Source organism: Flavobacterium sp. (genome assembly GCF_046153165.1).
In the GTDB taxonomy this organism is placed as follows: domain Bacteria; phylum Bacteroidota; class Bacteroidia; order Flavobacteriales; family Flavobacteriaceae; genus Flavobacterium.
In genome coordinates this window covers 15,573-31,220 of record NZ_JBJXEN010000099.1, presented here as the reverse complement: position 1 = coordinate 31,220, position 15,648 = coordinate 15,573, and the positions used below count along the sequence as shown (strand labels likewise).

The 15,648-nt window shown below is 30.4% G+C and carries 18 protein-coding genes; 7 read left to right on the top strand and 11 right to left on the bottom strand.

What is annotated here, in order from left to right; all coding sequences use genetic code 11:
* From ACKVOV_RS12005 to ACKVOV_RS11995, 3 genes are all read right to left on the bottom strand, one after another.
* A partial coding sequence (locus ACKVOV_RS12005; RefSeq protein ID WP_409206996.1) for a hypothetical protein occupies positions 1–413 on the bottom strand: 413 nt, incomplete at its 3' end.
* Entirely contained in the window at positions 400–909 is a 510-nt protein-coding gene (locus ACKVOV_RS12000) for an RNA polymerase sigma factor (protein ID WP_409206995.1), read from the bottom strand. The genes ACKVOV_RS12000 and ACKVOV_RS12005, both read right to left, overlap by 14 nt.
* Before the next feature lie 65 nt (positions 910–974).
* The gene (locus ACKVOV_RS11995; RefSeq protein WP_409206994.1) at positions 975–1,406 is read right to left on the bottom strand and encodes a DUF4268 domain-containing protein; all 432 of its coding nucleotides are present in this window, start codon (positions 1,404–1,406) and stop codon (positions 975–977) included.
* 103 nt (positions 1,407–1,509) lie between these two features.
* Between ACKVOV_RS11995 and ACKVOV_RS11990 the strand changes: the two genes are divergently transcribed.
* Positions 1,510–2,148, top strand: coding sequence for an NUDIX hydrolase (locus ACKVOV_RS11990; protein ID WP_409206993.1), 639 nt, complete (start codon positions 1,510–1,512; stop codon positions 2,146–2,148).
* A gap of 45 nt (positions 2,149–2,193) precedes the next feature.
* Positions 2,194–3,009 carry a lysophospholipid acyltransferase family protein gene (locus ACKVOV_RS11985; protein WP_409206992.1) on the top strand — a complete coding sequence of 272 codons (816 nt, stop codon included), beginning with the start codon at positions 2,194–2,196 and terminating at the stop codon, positions 3,007–3,009.
* A 3-nt stretch (positions 3,010–3,012) separates the two neighbouring features.
* Here the strand turns inward: ACKVOV_RS11985 and ACKVOV_RS11980 are convergent, their stop codons facing one another.
* A complete protein-coding gene (locus ACKVOV_RS11980) occupies positions 3,013–3,663 on the bottom strand; it encodes a hypothetical protein (RefSeq protein WP_409206991.1) in 651 nt (216 codons plus the stop codon).
* Between the two features lie 12 nt (positions 3,664–3,675).
* Positions 3,676–4,170 carry an RNA polymerase sigma factor gene (locus tag ACKVOV_RS11975; RefSeq protein ID WP_409206990.1) on the bottom strand — a complete coding sequence of 165 codons (495 nt, stop codon included), beginning with the start codon at positions 4,168–4,170 and terminating at the stop codon, positions 3,676–3,678.
* Positions 4,171–4,387: 217 nt separating this feature from the next.
* On the opposite strand from ACKVOV_RS11975, the gene ACKVOV_RS11970 reads away from it, so the two are divergent.
* The 5 genes from ACKVOV_RS11970 to ACKVOV_RS11950 all read left to right on the top strand — a co-directional run bounded on the left by ACKVOV_RS11970 (position 4,388) and on the right by ACKVOV_RS11950 (position 9,848).
* Positions 4,388–5,692 carry an NAD(P)/FAD-dependent oxidoreductase gene (locus ACKVOV_RS11970; protein ID WP_409206989.1) on the top strand — a complete coding sequence of 435 codons (1,305 nt, stop codon included), beginning with the start codon at positions 4,388–4,390 and terminating at the stop codon, positions 5,690–5,692.
* A 73-nt stretch (positions 5,693–5,765) separates the two neighbouring features.
* Entirely contained in the window at positions 5,766–6,338 is a 573-nt protein-coding gene (locus ACKVOV_RS11965) for an L-threonylcarbamoyladenylate synthase (RefSeq protein ID WP_409206988.1), read from the top strand.
* Between the two features lie 97 nt (positions 6,339–6,435).
* Positions 6,436–7,857: a CCA tRNA nucleotidyltransferase gene (locus ACKVOV_RS11960; protein ID WP_409206987.1), complete on the top strand. Its 1,422-nt coding sequence runs from the start codon at positions 6,436–6,438 to the stop codon at positions 7,855–7,857.
* A gap of 92 nt (positions 7,858–7,949) precedes the next feature.
* The gene (locus ACKVOV_RS11955; RefSeq protein WP_409206986.1) at positions 7,950–8,969 is read left to right on the top strand and encodes a COX15/CtaA family protein; all 1,020 of its coding nucleotides are present in this window, start codon (positions 7,950–7,952) and stop codon (positions 8,967–8,969) included.
* A 105-nt stretch (positions 8,970–9,074) separates the two neighbouring features.
* Positions 9,075–9,848: a CDP-alcohol phosphatidyltransferase family protein gene (locus ACKVOV_RS11950; protein WP_409206985.1), complete on the top strand. Its 774-nt coding sequence runs from the start codon at positions 9,075–9,077 to the stop codon at positions 9,846–9,848.
* 2 nt (positions 9,849–9,850) lie between these two features.
* On the opposite strand, the gene ACKVOV_RS11945 is transcribed toward ACKVOV_RS11950, so the two are convergent.
* From ACKVOV_RS11945 to ACKVOV_RS11920, 6 genes are all read right to left on the bottom strand, one after another.
* Positions 9,851–10,609: a LytR/AlgR family response regulator transcription factor gene (locus tag ACKVOV_RS11945; RefSeq protein ID WP_409206984.1), complete on the bottom strand. Its 759-nt coding sequence runs from the start codon at positions 10,607–10,609 to the stop codon at positions 9,851–9,853.
* Between the two features lie 40 nt (positions 10,610–10,649).
* Entirely contained in the window at positions 10,650–10,997 is a 348-nt protein-coding gene (locus tag ACKVOV_RS11940; RefSeq protein ID WP_409206983.1) for a 2TM domain-containing protein, read from the bottom strand.
* A gap of 18 nt (positions 10,998–11,015) precedes the next feature.
* Positions 11,016–11,321 (bottom strand): 2TM domain-containing protein, encoded by a 306-nt coding sequence (locus ACKVOV_RS11935; protein ID WP_409206982.1) that lies wholly within the window; start codon positions 11,319–11,321, stop codon positions 11,016–11,018.
* Between the two features lie 2 nt (positions 11,322–11,323).
* Positions 11,324–12,679 (bottom strand): histidine kinase, encoded by a 1,356-nt coding sequence (locus tag ACKVOV_RS11930; protein WP_409206981.1) that lies wholly within the window; start codon positions 12,677–12,679, stop codon positions 11,324–11,326.
* A gap of 48 nt (positions 12,680–12,727) precedes the next feature.
* Positions 12,728–13,348, bottom strand: a complete 621-nt coding sequence (locus ACKVOV_RS11925; protein WP_409206980.1) for a hypothetical protein — start codon at positions 13,346–13,348, stop codon at positions 12,728–12,730.
* 138 nt (positions 13,349–13,486) lie between these two features.
* Positions 13,487–15,646 (bottom strand): TonB-dependent receptor, encoded by a 2,160-nt coding sequence (locus tag ACKVOV_RS11920; RefSeq protein ID WP_409206979.1) that lies wholly within the window; start codon positions 15,644–15,646, stop codon positions 13,487–13,489.
* Positions 15,647–15,648 lie beyond the last annotated feature (2 nt).

The window sequence follows — 15,648 nt, the reverse complement described above, 5'->3', positions numbered from 1 at the left end:
TGTACATACATTACACTTTCTATGCCAACATTTACATTTGATGATAATAATGCTAATGCTTTTTGTGTTTCTTTGAATGCGATTTCAGGACTTTCGTAAGTTCCTAACTCATTCTGATGATTTACAGGCTCATTAGTATTTATCATAAAAAATGTAGCAATTCCAAACAAAACTACAACTGATGCTGCAACAGATAACCACATAACATTTCGTTTTTTAGTGATTTGTGGAATCTCTTGTACAAATTCTTGTTTTTTTGCTTGAGTGAAGTAACCAAACATTACCTTATATTGCTCTAAATGTGGCGCCACATCTTGAGATGAAAAGTAGCTGCGCAACTCCTTTTCTTCGGCAATCGAGGTTTCTCCCTGAAAGTATTTTTCTAATATTATTTCTATTTTATTGAATGCCATAATTATGGGTATTTGTCAGTTTTTCTCTTATTGTTTTTCTAGCTCTAGATAACGCTACTCTAATTGTAGCTTCACTCATTTCCATTATTTCTGCTATTTCTTCAAACTCATATTGCTCTATATCTCGCATCTGAATAATTAGCTTTTGTTGTTCCGGCAAATCATTTATCCATTTTTCTGCCCAACTCCAAGAATCACTGTCTTCTATTTTTTGTTGCAAACTTGATCCATTTTCAACATAATTATTATGAACGATTTGCAAATTTGAAGCTCTCTTTGATTTTAAAACATCTAAACAATAATTTTTTGTTATCGTCATAGCATAGGCTTCAATACTTCCAAAATTATTAAGAACATTATTTTTATTCCAGAGTTTAACTAATACTTCTTGTGTTGCATCTTCAGCTTCTTCAGTACTTGTAAGCAAACGTTTAGCCAACCTGAACATCTTGTCTTTAAATGGTTTTACATTATTTATAAATTCAATTTGGTTCATAATGGTTGGTTATATAGTAAAGACGAGTCACTATAATTTTTGTTACAAACTTTTTATTTTATTTTCTAAATATCTTTAATAAATGATTCATATTCAAGATAAAACCGTTCCATCTTGTCCATTTTTTCATTAAAAAAATCAAAAATTTCATCCCAATAATTTCGGTTACTTACACTAACTTGAAGCTTTTCTACCCAAATGCGGCTTATCGTTTTTTCGCTTTCGAGTATATATTTATTTTCAAATACTAAATCTTGAACATATTCTTCTTCAAGAATAGTTTTTAGAGATTCTAGTTTTTCGAAATAAGCTTTTCTTTTTTCAGCATCACGCATTTCAATATCAATAAGAACTTGAGCTTTCTTATTATCTACAAAAAATTTAAAAGAAAAATCTTTAATTTTTGTATCATACAAAATCCATTTTCTTGGATATTTCTCGGCAAATGAAATCCAGAATTCTCTTTTTAATCGTTGAGCTTCTTCTTTAGTGTACATACTATATTGTGGTATAAGAATTTGGAACTTAAAATATTTAAGCTATCTTTATAATTGTGTTGATTTGAAACCAGCAACTTAATTAGTTTTTAAAAATTACGAAATGGATTTTTCAGATTTTTTAAAATATGTGCCAAAAATAGCAAAAGAATCGCTACCAGCGACTATTGCGCATGCAAAAATGATTCCGCCAGAAAGAATAGAATTACTGAATAATCAAGATTTTTCGCAAATTACTCCTAAGAAAGCTGCAGTTTTAATGCTTTTGTATCCAAAGAATAGCATAACGCATTTGGCATTAATAGTACGAAACTCTTATCCTGGAATCCATGCATCACAAATTGCATTTCCTGGAGGAAAGGTTGAAGATTTCGATTTATCCCTTTCCGAAACCGCACTACGAGAGACGCATGAAGAAATTGGTGTTTCTGCAAAAAAAGTAACTGTTATTAAAGCTTTTACAGAAGTATATATTCCACCTAGTAATTTTCTTGTTTCACCATTTTTAGGTTTATCCGAAGAAGAACTTTCATTTACATTAAGTCCAGATGAAGTCGATGAAGTTATCGAATTACCTTTACATCAGTTTCTTGATGATAAGATAGTTATTACTGTAAATATGTCTACTTCCTATGCATCAAACATTCAAGTTCCTGCTTTTCAAATAAATGAACATTTAGTTTGGGGAGCTACTGCTATGATGATGAGTGAGTTGAAAGAAATTATAAAAAAAGTCTTATAACTTAATAGTTTTTGTAAATTTGTAGCTCACATTTTTTATAAAATTATGGGATTATTTAAGAGAAATCCTTTTGGACATATTCTTTTTCTGAAAAAATGGTTAATCAGAATTTTTGCTGCTATTACACACAGACGTTACAGAGGTTTTAACGAATTGCAAATAGAAGGTTCGGAAATTATCAAAAATTTACCAGATACAAATGTTTTATTTATTTCGAACCATCAGACTTATTTTGCCGATGTTGTTGCTATGTTTCATGTATTTAATGCCAGTTTAAGTGGTCGTCAGGATAATATTAAAAACTTAGGTTATATCTGGCAGCCTAAATTAAATATTTATTATGTTGCGGCAAAAGAAACTATGCAATCTGGTTTATTACCTAGAATTTTAGCTTACGCAGGTGCAATTTCAGTAGAAAGAACTTGGCGTGCAGGTGGTAAAGATGTATCCGAAAAAGAAAAAAAAGATATAAACCCTAACGATACCGAAAATATAAAAATAGCTTTGGCAGATGGTTGGGTAATTACTTTTCCGCAAGGAACAACTAAATCATTTAAACCTGTTCGTAAAGGAACTGCACATATTATAAAACAACACAGGCCTATTGTTGTTCCTATTGTTATTGACGGTTTTCGTCGTTCATTCGACAAGAAAGGGTTACGAATGAAAAAGAAAGGAATCCTACAAACCTTTACCATCAAAGAGCCTTTAGATATTGATTATGACAATGATACAATTGAAGAAATTGTCGAAAAAGTAGAATATGCTATCGAGCAACACCCTTCTTTCTTAAAAGTAATTCCATCTGAAATAATCGAAGAACAAAAAGAATTAGACAAATTACGTCAGTGGCAATACTAGGAATTAAAAATCAATTTTCTTTAGTTCTTCAAAATTTCTTTTTAGTTTTCTTAATAAAAATCCGTACAAGAGTTTATAAACAAACCAAAATACTGTAGTAAAAATTCCTGTAATTACTAAGATTGCTAAAAAAGTAAGTATGTAAACACTTATCGAAATATCAGCAATTTTTCCAGTGGCTTGTAAAGATGCTTTATCTGCACTAATTTTTAGTACGTAAGAGAAAAATGGTATAAACCCAACTGCAAAAGCAACAAGATTAAATAATATGTAGTTCTGAACTGTTTTTCTCGCTTTTAGAATATTAGTCATTAATTTTTTTGTATTATCAGTAGTTGAAACTTTTTTATACATTAAATAAAATCTAACAATAAAATAAACAATAACAATATATAATACACATACAAAAGCTTCATAATAATTATAAACACCTATACTTTTTAAGAATTTTGTGTTTTCGATATCAAATTTTGTAAATGACAAAATAATTCCTAAAACCAACCCAAAACTGAGTTCTAAAACGCTAATTATAAAAATCCATTTTACAGTTGAAGAAGAATTCCTGTGCAACATAGCATAAATCTCCTGCTCCGAAAACTTCGGATAATTATCATTCTTTTTCCAATCTTTTTTTAATAAATCCAACTCTTCCATATATCCTTTTCCTTACGGATTAATAATTTTCTTCAATTTGCCTTTAATCCGATTCATTTTTACTCTGGCATTTACTTCGCTAATTCCTAATGTTTCCGATATCTCAGTATAATCTTTATCTTCAAGATACATAAAAACTAAAGCTTTCTCAATGTCATTTAATTGTTGAACTGCTTGATACAATAATTTCAAATGTTCTTCTTCTTCATAATTATACTCTTCTTGTAGTACAAAATGCTTGCCAGTTTCAAATTCGATTGTATTTACAGTCTTAGTACTTTTCCTGTATAAAGTAATTGCTGTATTTAGAGCCACTCGATATGCCCAAGTTGAGAATTTAGAGTCACCACGAAACTTAGGAAAAGCCTTCCATAACTGAATCGTGATTTCCTGAAACAAATCATTATGGGCATCATCATCCTGAGTATATAACCGACAAATTTTGTGAATTATATTCTGATTTTCTTTTAGTTGCCCAACAAACGACTGCTCTAATGCATTACTCATATAAGGTTAGTAGTATTAATAGTAAGTTTGTTACAAAGTAAAACAATAAATATATAGGAGCACAACATTCCAATTTTTTTCAACATTTTCCCCGCTTTCCGTTTCAATCCTCGCAAAAAAGCTCGGGATTTTCACTATAATCGGGGCTAAAAATTAGCACTCAAATTCTAAAAACCTTTGTACCTTTGCATTTCAGAATCTTAGCACCTTAAAAAGAATGAATATTCCACAATCAAACTTACCGCGCATAGTCATTATAGGTGGAGGTTTTGCAGGTATCGCAATCGCAAAAAAACTTAGGAACAAAAACGTTCAGGTTGTCTTATTAGATAAACACAATTACCATACTTTTCAACCATTACTATATCAAGTTGCTACTGGCGGGCTCGAAGCAGGATCTATCGCATATCCTATTCGTAAAGTCATTCAGGAATACAAATATTTTTATTTCAGACTAACATCTGTAAAAGAAATTGACACTCAAAACAAAAAAATAATTTCCGAGATAGGAGAACTACATTACGATTATCTAGTAATTGCAACTGGAAGTAAAACAAATTATTTTGGCAACAAAGAAATCGAACGCAATTCGATGGCAATGAAAACCATTCCTCAATCTCTTAATATTAGAAGTTTAATTCTCGAAAATTTTGAACAAGCCGTTCTCACAAAAGATGTGGCCGACAAAAACAGCTTAATAAATTTTGTATTAGTTGGTGCTGGACCAACAGGAGTTGAACTTGCAGGTGCATTGGCAGAAATGAAAAAAGCAATCCTTCAAAAAGATTATCCAGATCTAGATGTTTCTAAAATGGAAATAAATTTAGTGCAAAGTGGAGATAGAATATTAAATACAATGAGCGAGAAATCATCGGAAGCAGCCGAAGAATTTCTATTAAGTCTAGGTGTAAAAATCTGGAAAAACGTTCGGGTAACAAATTATGACGGACGCACAATTTTGACTAATTCAGATTTAACTTTTGAAACTGCCACTGTAATATGGACAGCTGGAGTGCAAGGTGCAGCAATTGCTGGTCTTAGTGCAAAATCTTTAATCGAAAAAGTAGAACGTATTCGTGTAAACCAGTACAATCAGGTGGTAGGTTACGATAATATATTTGCGATTGGAGATATCGCATCAATGGAAACAGCTAAATACCCTCAAGGACATCCTATGATGGCTCAACCAGCATTACAACAAGGTGATTTATTAGGAGAAAACTTAATAAAACTTATCAATAATAAACCCTTAAAATCCTTCGAATATAATGACAAGGGTTCTATGGCAACAATTGGTCGTAATAAGGCTGTCGTAGATTTGCCTAAATACCATTTTAGTGGTGTTTTTGCTTGGTTTGTATGGATGTTTGTACATTTATTCTCCCTAATAGGTTTCAAGAATAGAGCAGTTGTTTTCTTAAATTGGGTGTATAATTATATTCGATTTGATAGAGAAGGGCGATTAATTATTAGACCCTATAAAAAGAAGAGTTTTACCACTTTTACAAGTGATGAAATATAACTTTTTAAAGTAAAAAGTAATTAATTTACAATTTAATTCTTTATATAAACAATAATACCTTTTTAATAAAAAAATGAATCAAGATATTAATACCGAAATACACAACGCATACGAAGTCATCAAAGAAGGTGGTATAATACTTTATCCAACTGATACTGTTTGGGGAATAGGTTGCGATGCTACAAATCCTGATGCTGTTGCAAAAATATACAAACTCAAACAACGAGCCGAAACACAAAGTATGATTTGCCTTATGAATGGCGAAAAAATGATGTATAATGTCTTTAAAGATATTCCAGAAGTGGCATGGCAAATCATGGATATTTCCGAAAAACCAACCACATTAATTTTAGATAATCCTAGAAATGTAGCGGCCAATTTAATCGCTTCAGATAAAACACTTGGAATCAGAATAGTAAAAGAACCTTTTTGTTTCAAATTATTAGAAAGAATGAAAAAGCCTTTAGTTTCAACCTCAGCAAATATTTCTGGACAACCTACTCCAATTGCGTTTAAAGATATTAGCCCAGAAATTTTAAAAGGTGTTGACTATGTTGTAAATTTGCATCACGAAAAAATTGGAGGAAAACCATCAACAATTATAAAATTGACGAGCGATTCTCAAGTAAAAGTTATTCGTAAATAAAGTTTTATTTGTCATTTCGACGAAGGAGAAATCTCATTAATTTATTTAAGCTGTGAGATTTCTCCTTCGTCGAAATGACAAAATACATAAACAACAAATGAACTATAAATCAGCATTAAATAACAAAATTTTTGAAATCATTTCAAAAGCTTCCCAAGAACTTAACGTAGATAGTTATGTAATTGGAGGTTTTGTACGCGATTTGATTTTAAATCGAGACTTCAAAAAAGACATTGATATTGTTGCAGTAGGCTCAGGAATTGAGTTGGCATTGAAAGTTTCTCAGTTACTTCCTAACAACCCTAAAGTACAGGTTTTTAAAACATACGGAACAGCGATGCTTCGTTTTGAAGATACCGAAATTGAGTTTGTTGGAGCTAGAAAAGAATCTTATAATCTCGAAAGTCGCAATCCAGTTGTAGAAAATGGAACGCTTGAAGATGATCAAAATCGTCGTGATTTTACAATAAATGCCCTAGCAATCTCTTTGAATGCAAAAAATTATGGCGAATTATTAGATCCTTTTGATGGCTTAATTGATTTAGAAAATAAAATCATAAAGACACCTTTAGATCCTGATATTACGTATTCTGACGATCCTTTGCGAATGCTTCGCGGAATTCGATTTGCAACGCAATTGGGTTTCACGATTGAAGAAAACTCTTTAAATTCCATTACTAAAAATGCAGATCGGATTAATATTATTTCAGGCGAACGAATTGTCGATGAATTAAACAAGATTCTTTCATCAGACAAACCATCTGTAGGATTCTTATTGCTATTTAAAACAGGATTATTAGATATTATTCTTCCTGAGCTAACCGCTTTAAATCAAGTAGAAGAAATAGAAGGTCACACACACAAAAATAACTTTTATCACACCTTAGAAGTTGTTGATAATATTTGTCCAAATACTGATGATGTCTGGTTGCGTTGGTCAGCATTATTACATGATATTGGCAAAGCACCAACCAAACGCTATAATAAAAAACAAGGTTGGACTTTTCACGGACATGAGTTTTTAGGCGGGAAAATGGCTAAAAAAATATTTGAACGTTTACACATGCCATTAAATCATAAAATGAAATTTGTACAAAAAATGGTCATGATGAGTTCTCGTCCTATCGTTTTGTCGGAAGATATTGTGACTGATTCGGCGGTGCGCCGTTTGGTTTTTGATGCTGGTGAAGATGTGGAAAATCTAATGACTTTGTGCGAAGCCGATATCACAACCAAAAACCCAAATAAGTTCAAGAAATATCATAAAAACTTCGAAATTGTACGTCAGAAAATCATTGAAGTAGAAGAACGTGATTCTGTCAGAAACTTTCAACCTCCAATTACTGGTGAACAGATTATGGAAATTTTTGACATAAAACCAGGAAGAGAAATTGGCGTTTTAAAAGAAGCTGTAAAAGAAGCTATTTTAGAAGGTGAAATCCCGAATGAATACCAAGCGGCGTATGAATTCGTTTTGAAAAGAGCTGAAAAATTAGGTTTAAAAAAAGTGTTGAATTAACAAATTTTAAATAATTAATATTTAATTATAATTTGTTTTAAAATAAAAAATATCTAAACTGTCTAACTTTACATGTTGAAAATATATAATTAATGAAAAATAATAAATCTGTAATAATCTGGTTACTTTCAGGATGCTTTTTAGTATTTGTAATGGTTGTCGTGGGTGGTATCACAAGATTAACAAATTCTGGTTTATCTATGACCGATTGGCATTTAGTAACCGATACTTTCCCGCCGCTTACTGAAGCTAAATGGGAAGAAACTTTCGAAAAATATAAGCAATTTCCAGAATACCAAAAAATAAATATTCACAACGATTTTACACTTTCCGATTATAAGTTTATATATTTTTGGGAATGGTTTCATCGATTTATTGGTAGAATAATTGGATTGGTTTTTATTATTCCATTTGTTTATTTCTTGATAAAGAAAAAATTAGATCCCGAAACTCTAAAAAAGTGTGGAATTCTACTAGGAATGGGTGCTTTTCAAGGTTTTTTGGGATGGTTTATGGTAAAAAGTGGTTTAATTGATGCGCCAGATGTAAGCCATTTTCGTCTTTCATTACACTTAACTTTTGCTTTTATTACTTTTGCTTATACATTATGGGTTGCTCTAGATTTAATTTATCCTGAAAAAAAACAAGTGATTCTTCCTTTACGAAATATAGCTAGGATTACTTTGGCAATAATAATTCTGCAAATTATTTACGGAGGATTTGTTGCTGGTCTTAATGCCGGATTAATTCACAACCATTGGCCTTTAATGAGTGATGGGCAATTCTTTCACGAAAGTATTATTCTAGAAAGAGATTCTTGGTTTGCACGATTTACAGAAGGTAAAAGTGGGGTGCAATTTGTGCATAGAACCATTGCCTATTTTGTCGTTGGATTAATATTATTTTTAACCTTCAAAAGTAAAAAATATACACTTTCTGAAGAACAAAAAAATGGATTAAACGGATTACTAATAATTGTATTCATTCAATTTACACTTGGTGTTTTAACTTTATTATATAGCGTTCCACTTTGGTTAGGTGTTACACATCAAGCTGTAGCTTTTTTATTATTAGCAACAATGACTTATACTTTACATCGATTTAGCAAATAACATTTAACAAAATCTAAACTATTGTTTATACAACAAATAGCATATAAAAAGATTACTTTTGCAATCTGACTATATTGTCACATCTATTCGTTTTTTCACCCTTAAATGTCTAAACTTGCTGCAAAAGATAAATTTTTAGATTTATCAGATTACGGAAGGTTTTTTGGAAAATTTCTAGCCAATTCTCTAAAAAAAACACGCTTCACTCCTATTCATGTTACATTTCTTTTTGGACTTTCAGGTCTCATTGCTATTGGTTGCATTTTGAATAAAAATCACCTTTTCGCAAGTTTTTTTATCATTCTAAAATCGGGAATCGATGCCGCCGATGGTGAGCTCGCAAGACTAAAAAACACACCCTCTTACTCTGGAAGATATTTAGATAGTGTGTTTGATATTATTCTTAATTTTATGTTCTTAATGACTATTTGTTATGTTTCTAAAACTTCATTTGGAATGACAATTTTAGCCTTTTTTTGTATTCAACTACAAGGAACTTTATATAACTATTATTATGTAATTTTAAGAAACAAATCCGTTGGAGGTGATGTAACTAGCAAAATTTTTGAGTATAAATCACCTCGTGCTTTGTCTGGAGAAAGTCAAAAATTGGTCGACATTTTATTTAGAATTTATACTTTAGTTTATGGTATTTTCGATAAGACAATTCACTTTTTAGATAGTGATGCTTATAAAGTAAAAACATTTCCAAATTGGTTTATGACATTACTTTCTATATACGGTTTAGGGTTTCAATTATTAATAATTGCTGTAATGCTTCAAATGAATTTAATCGAATATATTATTCCTTTTTTTATCATTTATAGCTTACCCTTATTTATAATTATTGGTATCAGAAAAACACTTTTTAAGGTTTAAAATTAACCAATCCAAATTTTAAATTCTTGTACTTTTTCTCGAGAAACTATAACTTCATCATCTTTATAGGTTGGTAAAGTAATCTTTAATCTTGAATTAGAATACAACAAAATTTCCTTAATAGATTTTAACGGAATAATAAATTTCCTACTTACTCTAAAGAAATTTTTTGAGTCTAATTCTTGTTCTAGAACTTCAAGAGTTAAGTCTATAAGATAATCTCTATTATCAAAAGTATGAATGTAAGTTCCTTTATTTTCACTATAAAAGCATTCTATTTCTTCTATCAAAATGACTTTTAGTTGTTGCCCAATTTTTACAGTAAATCGAGTTTTAAAATTTTTATCGAATGGATTTTGAAACATCTTTTTTATTTGCTCAAAATCTATTTGCAAATTGGTTTCGATTTTAGGCAAATTAGCTTTAAATTTTGTGACTGCGATTTCCAATTCATCTTCATCAATAGGTTTTAGAAGATAATCTATCGAATTTAATTTGAAAGCTTTTAACGCGTATTCATCGTAAGCTGTTGTAAAAATTATTGCCGATTTTATAGCTACTTTTTCAAAAATCTCAAACGATAAACCGTCAGACAATTGAATATCGAGAAATATTAAATCTGGATGCTCATTATTAGAAAACCAAGCTATCGATTCTTCTACAGAATGTAGCATATTATCGACTTTTATATCTAGTTTTTCGAGCTTACGCTGCAATAATCTTGCTGCTGGTTTTTCGTCTTCGATTATTATTGTTAGCATATTTTGGTGTTGATTTTATAATACTTTTATCTAAAAAGTATTATTCCCATTTTTCTTTGTTCTCTTTTTCTATTAACTCTTGAATTTTCTTTTCTTCCCAATCATCACCAAAAAATATATTTCTTCCAAAAACAGACATTCCGTGTGCTACTAAACCTATTCCCCAGAAAAATGCAGTTGAAAATGTTTCCCAACGCCAAAAAACTTCATTTTCTGATCGTTTTCCAAAATAATTACCACAAATAATGAATGCATTTACAAGTATAAAAACCAAGAGATGTGTATAAAATCCTTTTATTCTTTTTACTCTTTTGAATGCTAGATTATAGCGTTCATCTGTTGATTCACCTAATTTATTTTCATCAATAAACCTTCTATTTCTTCTCATCACATTTTTATTTTATGTTTATTCAAACTTATTTTTTTTCTGATTTTCAATATCTATAAATTCTTTTATCTTTTTTTCTTCCCATTCTTTTCCAAGAAAAGGCAACCATTGAAAAACTGTCATTCCATGAATAAGAACTCCTATTCCCCAACCAAATAATAGTGGTAAAAACCATAAATGTTCTGGTGAAGTGGCTAAATTAATTACTAAAAGTATAATATTTACCAACATATATGATGCTAAATTCCCATAAAAACCTTTAATCTTATTTACTTTTTTCTTTGCAGCATAATAACGATCTTCATTGTGGTAGTTATTTTCCATGACTATCTCCAATTATTTTTATCTTGTTTATCTAAAATTTCTTGAATTTTTCTTTCTTCCCAATTGGAACTATATCCAAAGACTTTGAAAGCATGCATTGCTAAACCAAACCCCCAACCTGTAGCGGAGAACCAAAACCATTGAAATTCTGGAGTATACCTTAAATTAATAAATACTAAAACTGGAATAACACAACAGTAAGAGATTAAATTTCCGTAAAATCCTTTTAGTTCTTCCACTCGTTTTTTTGCTCTGTAGTAAGCATTTTTTTCGGTGTAATTTGTAGCTGTTTCCATAACTGAGACTTGTTTTGTTAGTATTGGTATTTTTACGCTAAACCAATTTTCATTTTGTTCGATTAAAACTTTTCTATTAGAAATGATTCCGTAACGATTAATAATGTTTTGCAAACCAACACCTTGCCTATCTTGCAAAACCTCTTTCTTCTGGAAATTATTTTGAATTATTAAATAATCACCCTCAATAATAATTTTAATATGCAATGGCTTTTGTTCTGAAACAACATTATGTTTTACAGTGTTTTCTAATAAAAGCTGTAATGATAGCGGAACCACTTTTGCTTCTGGATTAATATTTTCAGTTGGCAATTCGTAGGTTAGACTATTCTCGAAACGCATTTTAAGCAAATTCATATAAGTTTTAGCAAACGATAATTCTTCTTCGACAGAAACTAAATCTTTGTCTTTCTGTTCTAGAACATAACGATACACTTTAGACAATGAAGTCGTGAATCGTTGTGCATTATCTGGATTTTCTTCTATCAAAGAGCTTAAAACATTTAGACTGTTAAACAAAAAGTGAGGGTCGATTTGATTTTTTAAACTTTCAAATTTTGCATTTGCTGTTCCTGCAATAATCTTTTGTTCTGTAACTTCTTTTTTGCTTACATTTTTCCAATTAGTCATAAAACTTTTAGCATGCATAAAAGTAGAAACGCCTAATGATAAAATAATATAAAAGAAATGAATCCAAATTGTTCTTTCATCAAAAAACTCTTCGACAGTCATATTATTTATATAAATAAAAGTGACATAATTTATTGCTAGAACAGCTGGAATAGTGTACAAAGTTGTAGCCAGAATACCATAATATACACGCAAATTAGTTTGCTCTAACCAGTCCCATTTTTTGTCTAAATAATTATTTATAATTCCATTACCAAAACCAATCACAAATGCATAAGAAAAACATATTAATAATGTCATTCCAAATGTATTTAAACTAAAACTTCTACTTTGTATCACAGAGAATACAATGGTTAAAATTAAGGCAATCTTTAAGCAAACAATTGTCCCTTTTTTAAACTCAGTAAATGTATGTATTCTCTTATTTTCCATTTTAATTAGCTTTAGTGAATTGAATAAACAATCACCTCTTTTGATTTCTTATTTACAGTTTTTTAATGCTTCTGTAGCTCTGTCTAATCCCCATTTTGGAGAAAAAGGTGTTTCTGGTTTAAATTTAGCAAATAACTCGATCGATTTTTCTATTTGTCCGCATAATTGTTTCACATCGGCACCAGTCCATTTTGCTCCACCTATTCCAAATTCGGCTTTACACAAAACAACTCTTGGGTTTTCAGGAGCTAATAGGCTTGCCATCGTATAAATTTCAGTAATTTTTGGTGAAAGTGTCATTCCGTAAGTCATTGGATTAGAAGCTAACAAAGCTGTCTTAGACATCGCTTGAACTACTAAAAGCTCAACATTATTTGGGTTTTTGGATAGTTCTGTATCTAAAGCTGCATTGGCTTTGTCTAATAAAATTGAAACTTTCTCTTTGTTTGCAGGATTAAATGCTTCGGTTGTATTTATTAATGCAACATAATAGTTGGGTAACCAACTTGTTTTTTCTGCTGATGCAATTCGCTCAAACATGTCAGATGCTTCGGTATTTTTTCCTTCTTTCCATAATCCGAATGCTTTTCCCATTCCTTGCTCAAATTGTCCTTGCGCACTTACTAAACTTGTTACGAATAATACAATTGCAATAAATAATTTTGTCATAATTTCTAGTTTTTTAATTGTTTTAATTTGATGTTGTTTTTAATTCTGATGTAAATTTATGTTGATTATTATTGTTTTAAAATTGATTGTGACTGAACTGTCATTTTTAGATGATGAATTGTAAAATTCCTTTTTATTCTACAAATCCTTCAATTGATTGTCTTTTTTATTTTGGCTAATCGTCCAGAAGAAGCCTACAAAAAAGAATCTATCAGCAGTTGGTGTAATCTCTTTTCTGTCGAAACTACCTAAACTATTTGGTGTATTCTTATAATCATATCCGTAAACATTTTTAGTACCTAAAAGATTCGAAACTGAGAAATACAAGATTTTTTGTGTTGTTAGCAAATAAGCCCAATTAAAACTTAAACTATTGTAGGATTTTGTTTTTCCATTCATGAATTGAGTTTCATTTGGGTTATTATAAGGTCGCCCAGAGCTAAATGAGTTTGTAAACCCAATTTGCGATTTCCAATCTTCGATCCAATATTTTGTAACCAATGACAAAGTATGATCTGCGACAAAACTAGGTGTAACACTTGATGAGAAGTTTTTGTAATCTCGCTTGGTATCTATATAAGAATAGGAAGCCCAATATTCTATGTTTTTTATCGATTTTCCATCTCTCCAAAACAAATCTAATCCTTTTGCATAACCTGATCCATTGTTATTAAAAATCGAATTATACTGAGCTGTTGGTGTATCATATTTTACTAAATTGCTGTAATCTTTGTAGTAAGTTTCCGCTCTAAAAGTTTTTCCGTTATTATTGTATTGAAAATTAAGGATATAATGCGATGCTTTTTCGCTTTCAAACAAATTGTCTTTAGAAAACTTAATATACTGGGCATTTGGAGTTTGAGTAAAATCGCCGTAAGCAAAAGCAAATTGACTATTTTTTGCTATTTTATATGCCATAGAAAATCTTGGAGAGATTGCATTTTCATTAAGCAGACTATTATTTGAAGCTCGCAAACCAACTTTTGCAGCTAATTTCTTTGAGAAAAATATTTCGGCTTCAGAAAAAGCAGCTACAATAGAATTCTTGTATCCGTCATTTAATATAGAACCTCCATTTGGTGTAAAATCTTCATTAAAATCAGTAATAAAATAATCTGCTCCAAAAGATAATTTTACCCTTTCAGAAATAGATTTTCTAAGTTTTAGCTTAAAATGAGCTGAATTTTCATCATTTTTCACATTGTCAAGAGCCAATTTTATTTTATTTTGGCTTAAACCATAACTTAAACCAGTTACAACTTGCCAATTTGCTCCAAATTTACCTTTATAAGAAGAGTTTAAATAAAAATTATTATTGTTTAAATTTACTCGAACTTTTTCAGCATAATTAATATTTTCTTGGCTAATATCAAACTCAGAAGTATCGAAAGCAGCATATAGTTTGAAAGTTCCGTTCACAAAATGATATCTATAAACTGATTCGCCAGACAATGATTGAAATGGTTTATTCCAATCTACATTTTGCTTAATAGCTGCAATATAAGGTGCTAGATTAATATAATTAGCATTTACACTTAAAGAACTTTTTTTCCATTTTTGTGTATTACCAATTCCTAAACCAACAGTCATAAATGCCATATTAGTTTTATTCTGATCAGGTTCGTCTTCAGTATTTAATAACAAAACACTAGATAAAGCTTCTCCATATTCTGCGGAATAACCACCTGTAGAAAATGAAATTCCACTAAACAAAAATGGAGAAAATCGTCCACGAGTAGGCAAATTATTAGTTGTTGCACCGTATGGTTGTGCCACACGAATACCATCTACAAAAGTTTGAGTTTCATCTGCTTCCCCTCCACGAACAAAAAGTCTTCCATCCTCACCAACATTATTTGTTCCTGGCAAAGTTTGTAAAGCTGCAATAATATTCCCTGCCGAACCTGCTGTAGTTACAATATCTAATGGCTTTAGAACCGAAACTCGCGCTTTATCTCCAGAATCAAGATTTCCTGCTGTAATTACAACTGCGTCGAGTGTATTTACATTTTCTTTGAGTATGATAATTTGATTTTGAAAACTATTGGGTTGAAAGTTAATTTTTGATGTTTCATAAGATAAAAAACTTACTACTAAAACCTGATTCCCTGTTGCAGAAGTAGTAAAACTAAATTCTCCTTTTTCGTCACTAGACGCCCCATCATAAGTTCCTTCAATAAAAATATTAGCTCCCGGGATAGGAAGATTCTTCTTATCAAGTACTTTTCCAGAAATAGTTGCTTGAGAAAATGTAGCAATAGATAATAATAAGATCGCGATGTTAAATATAGTCTTCATAA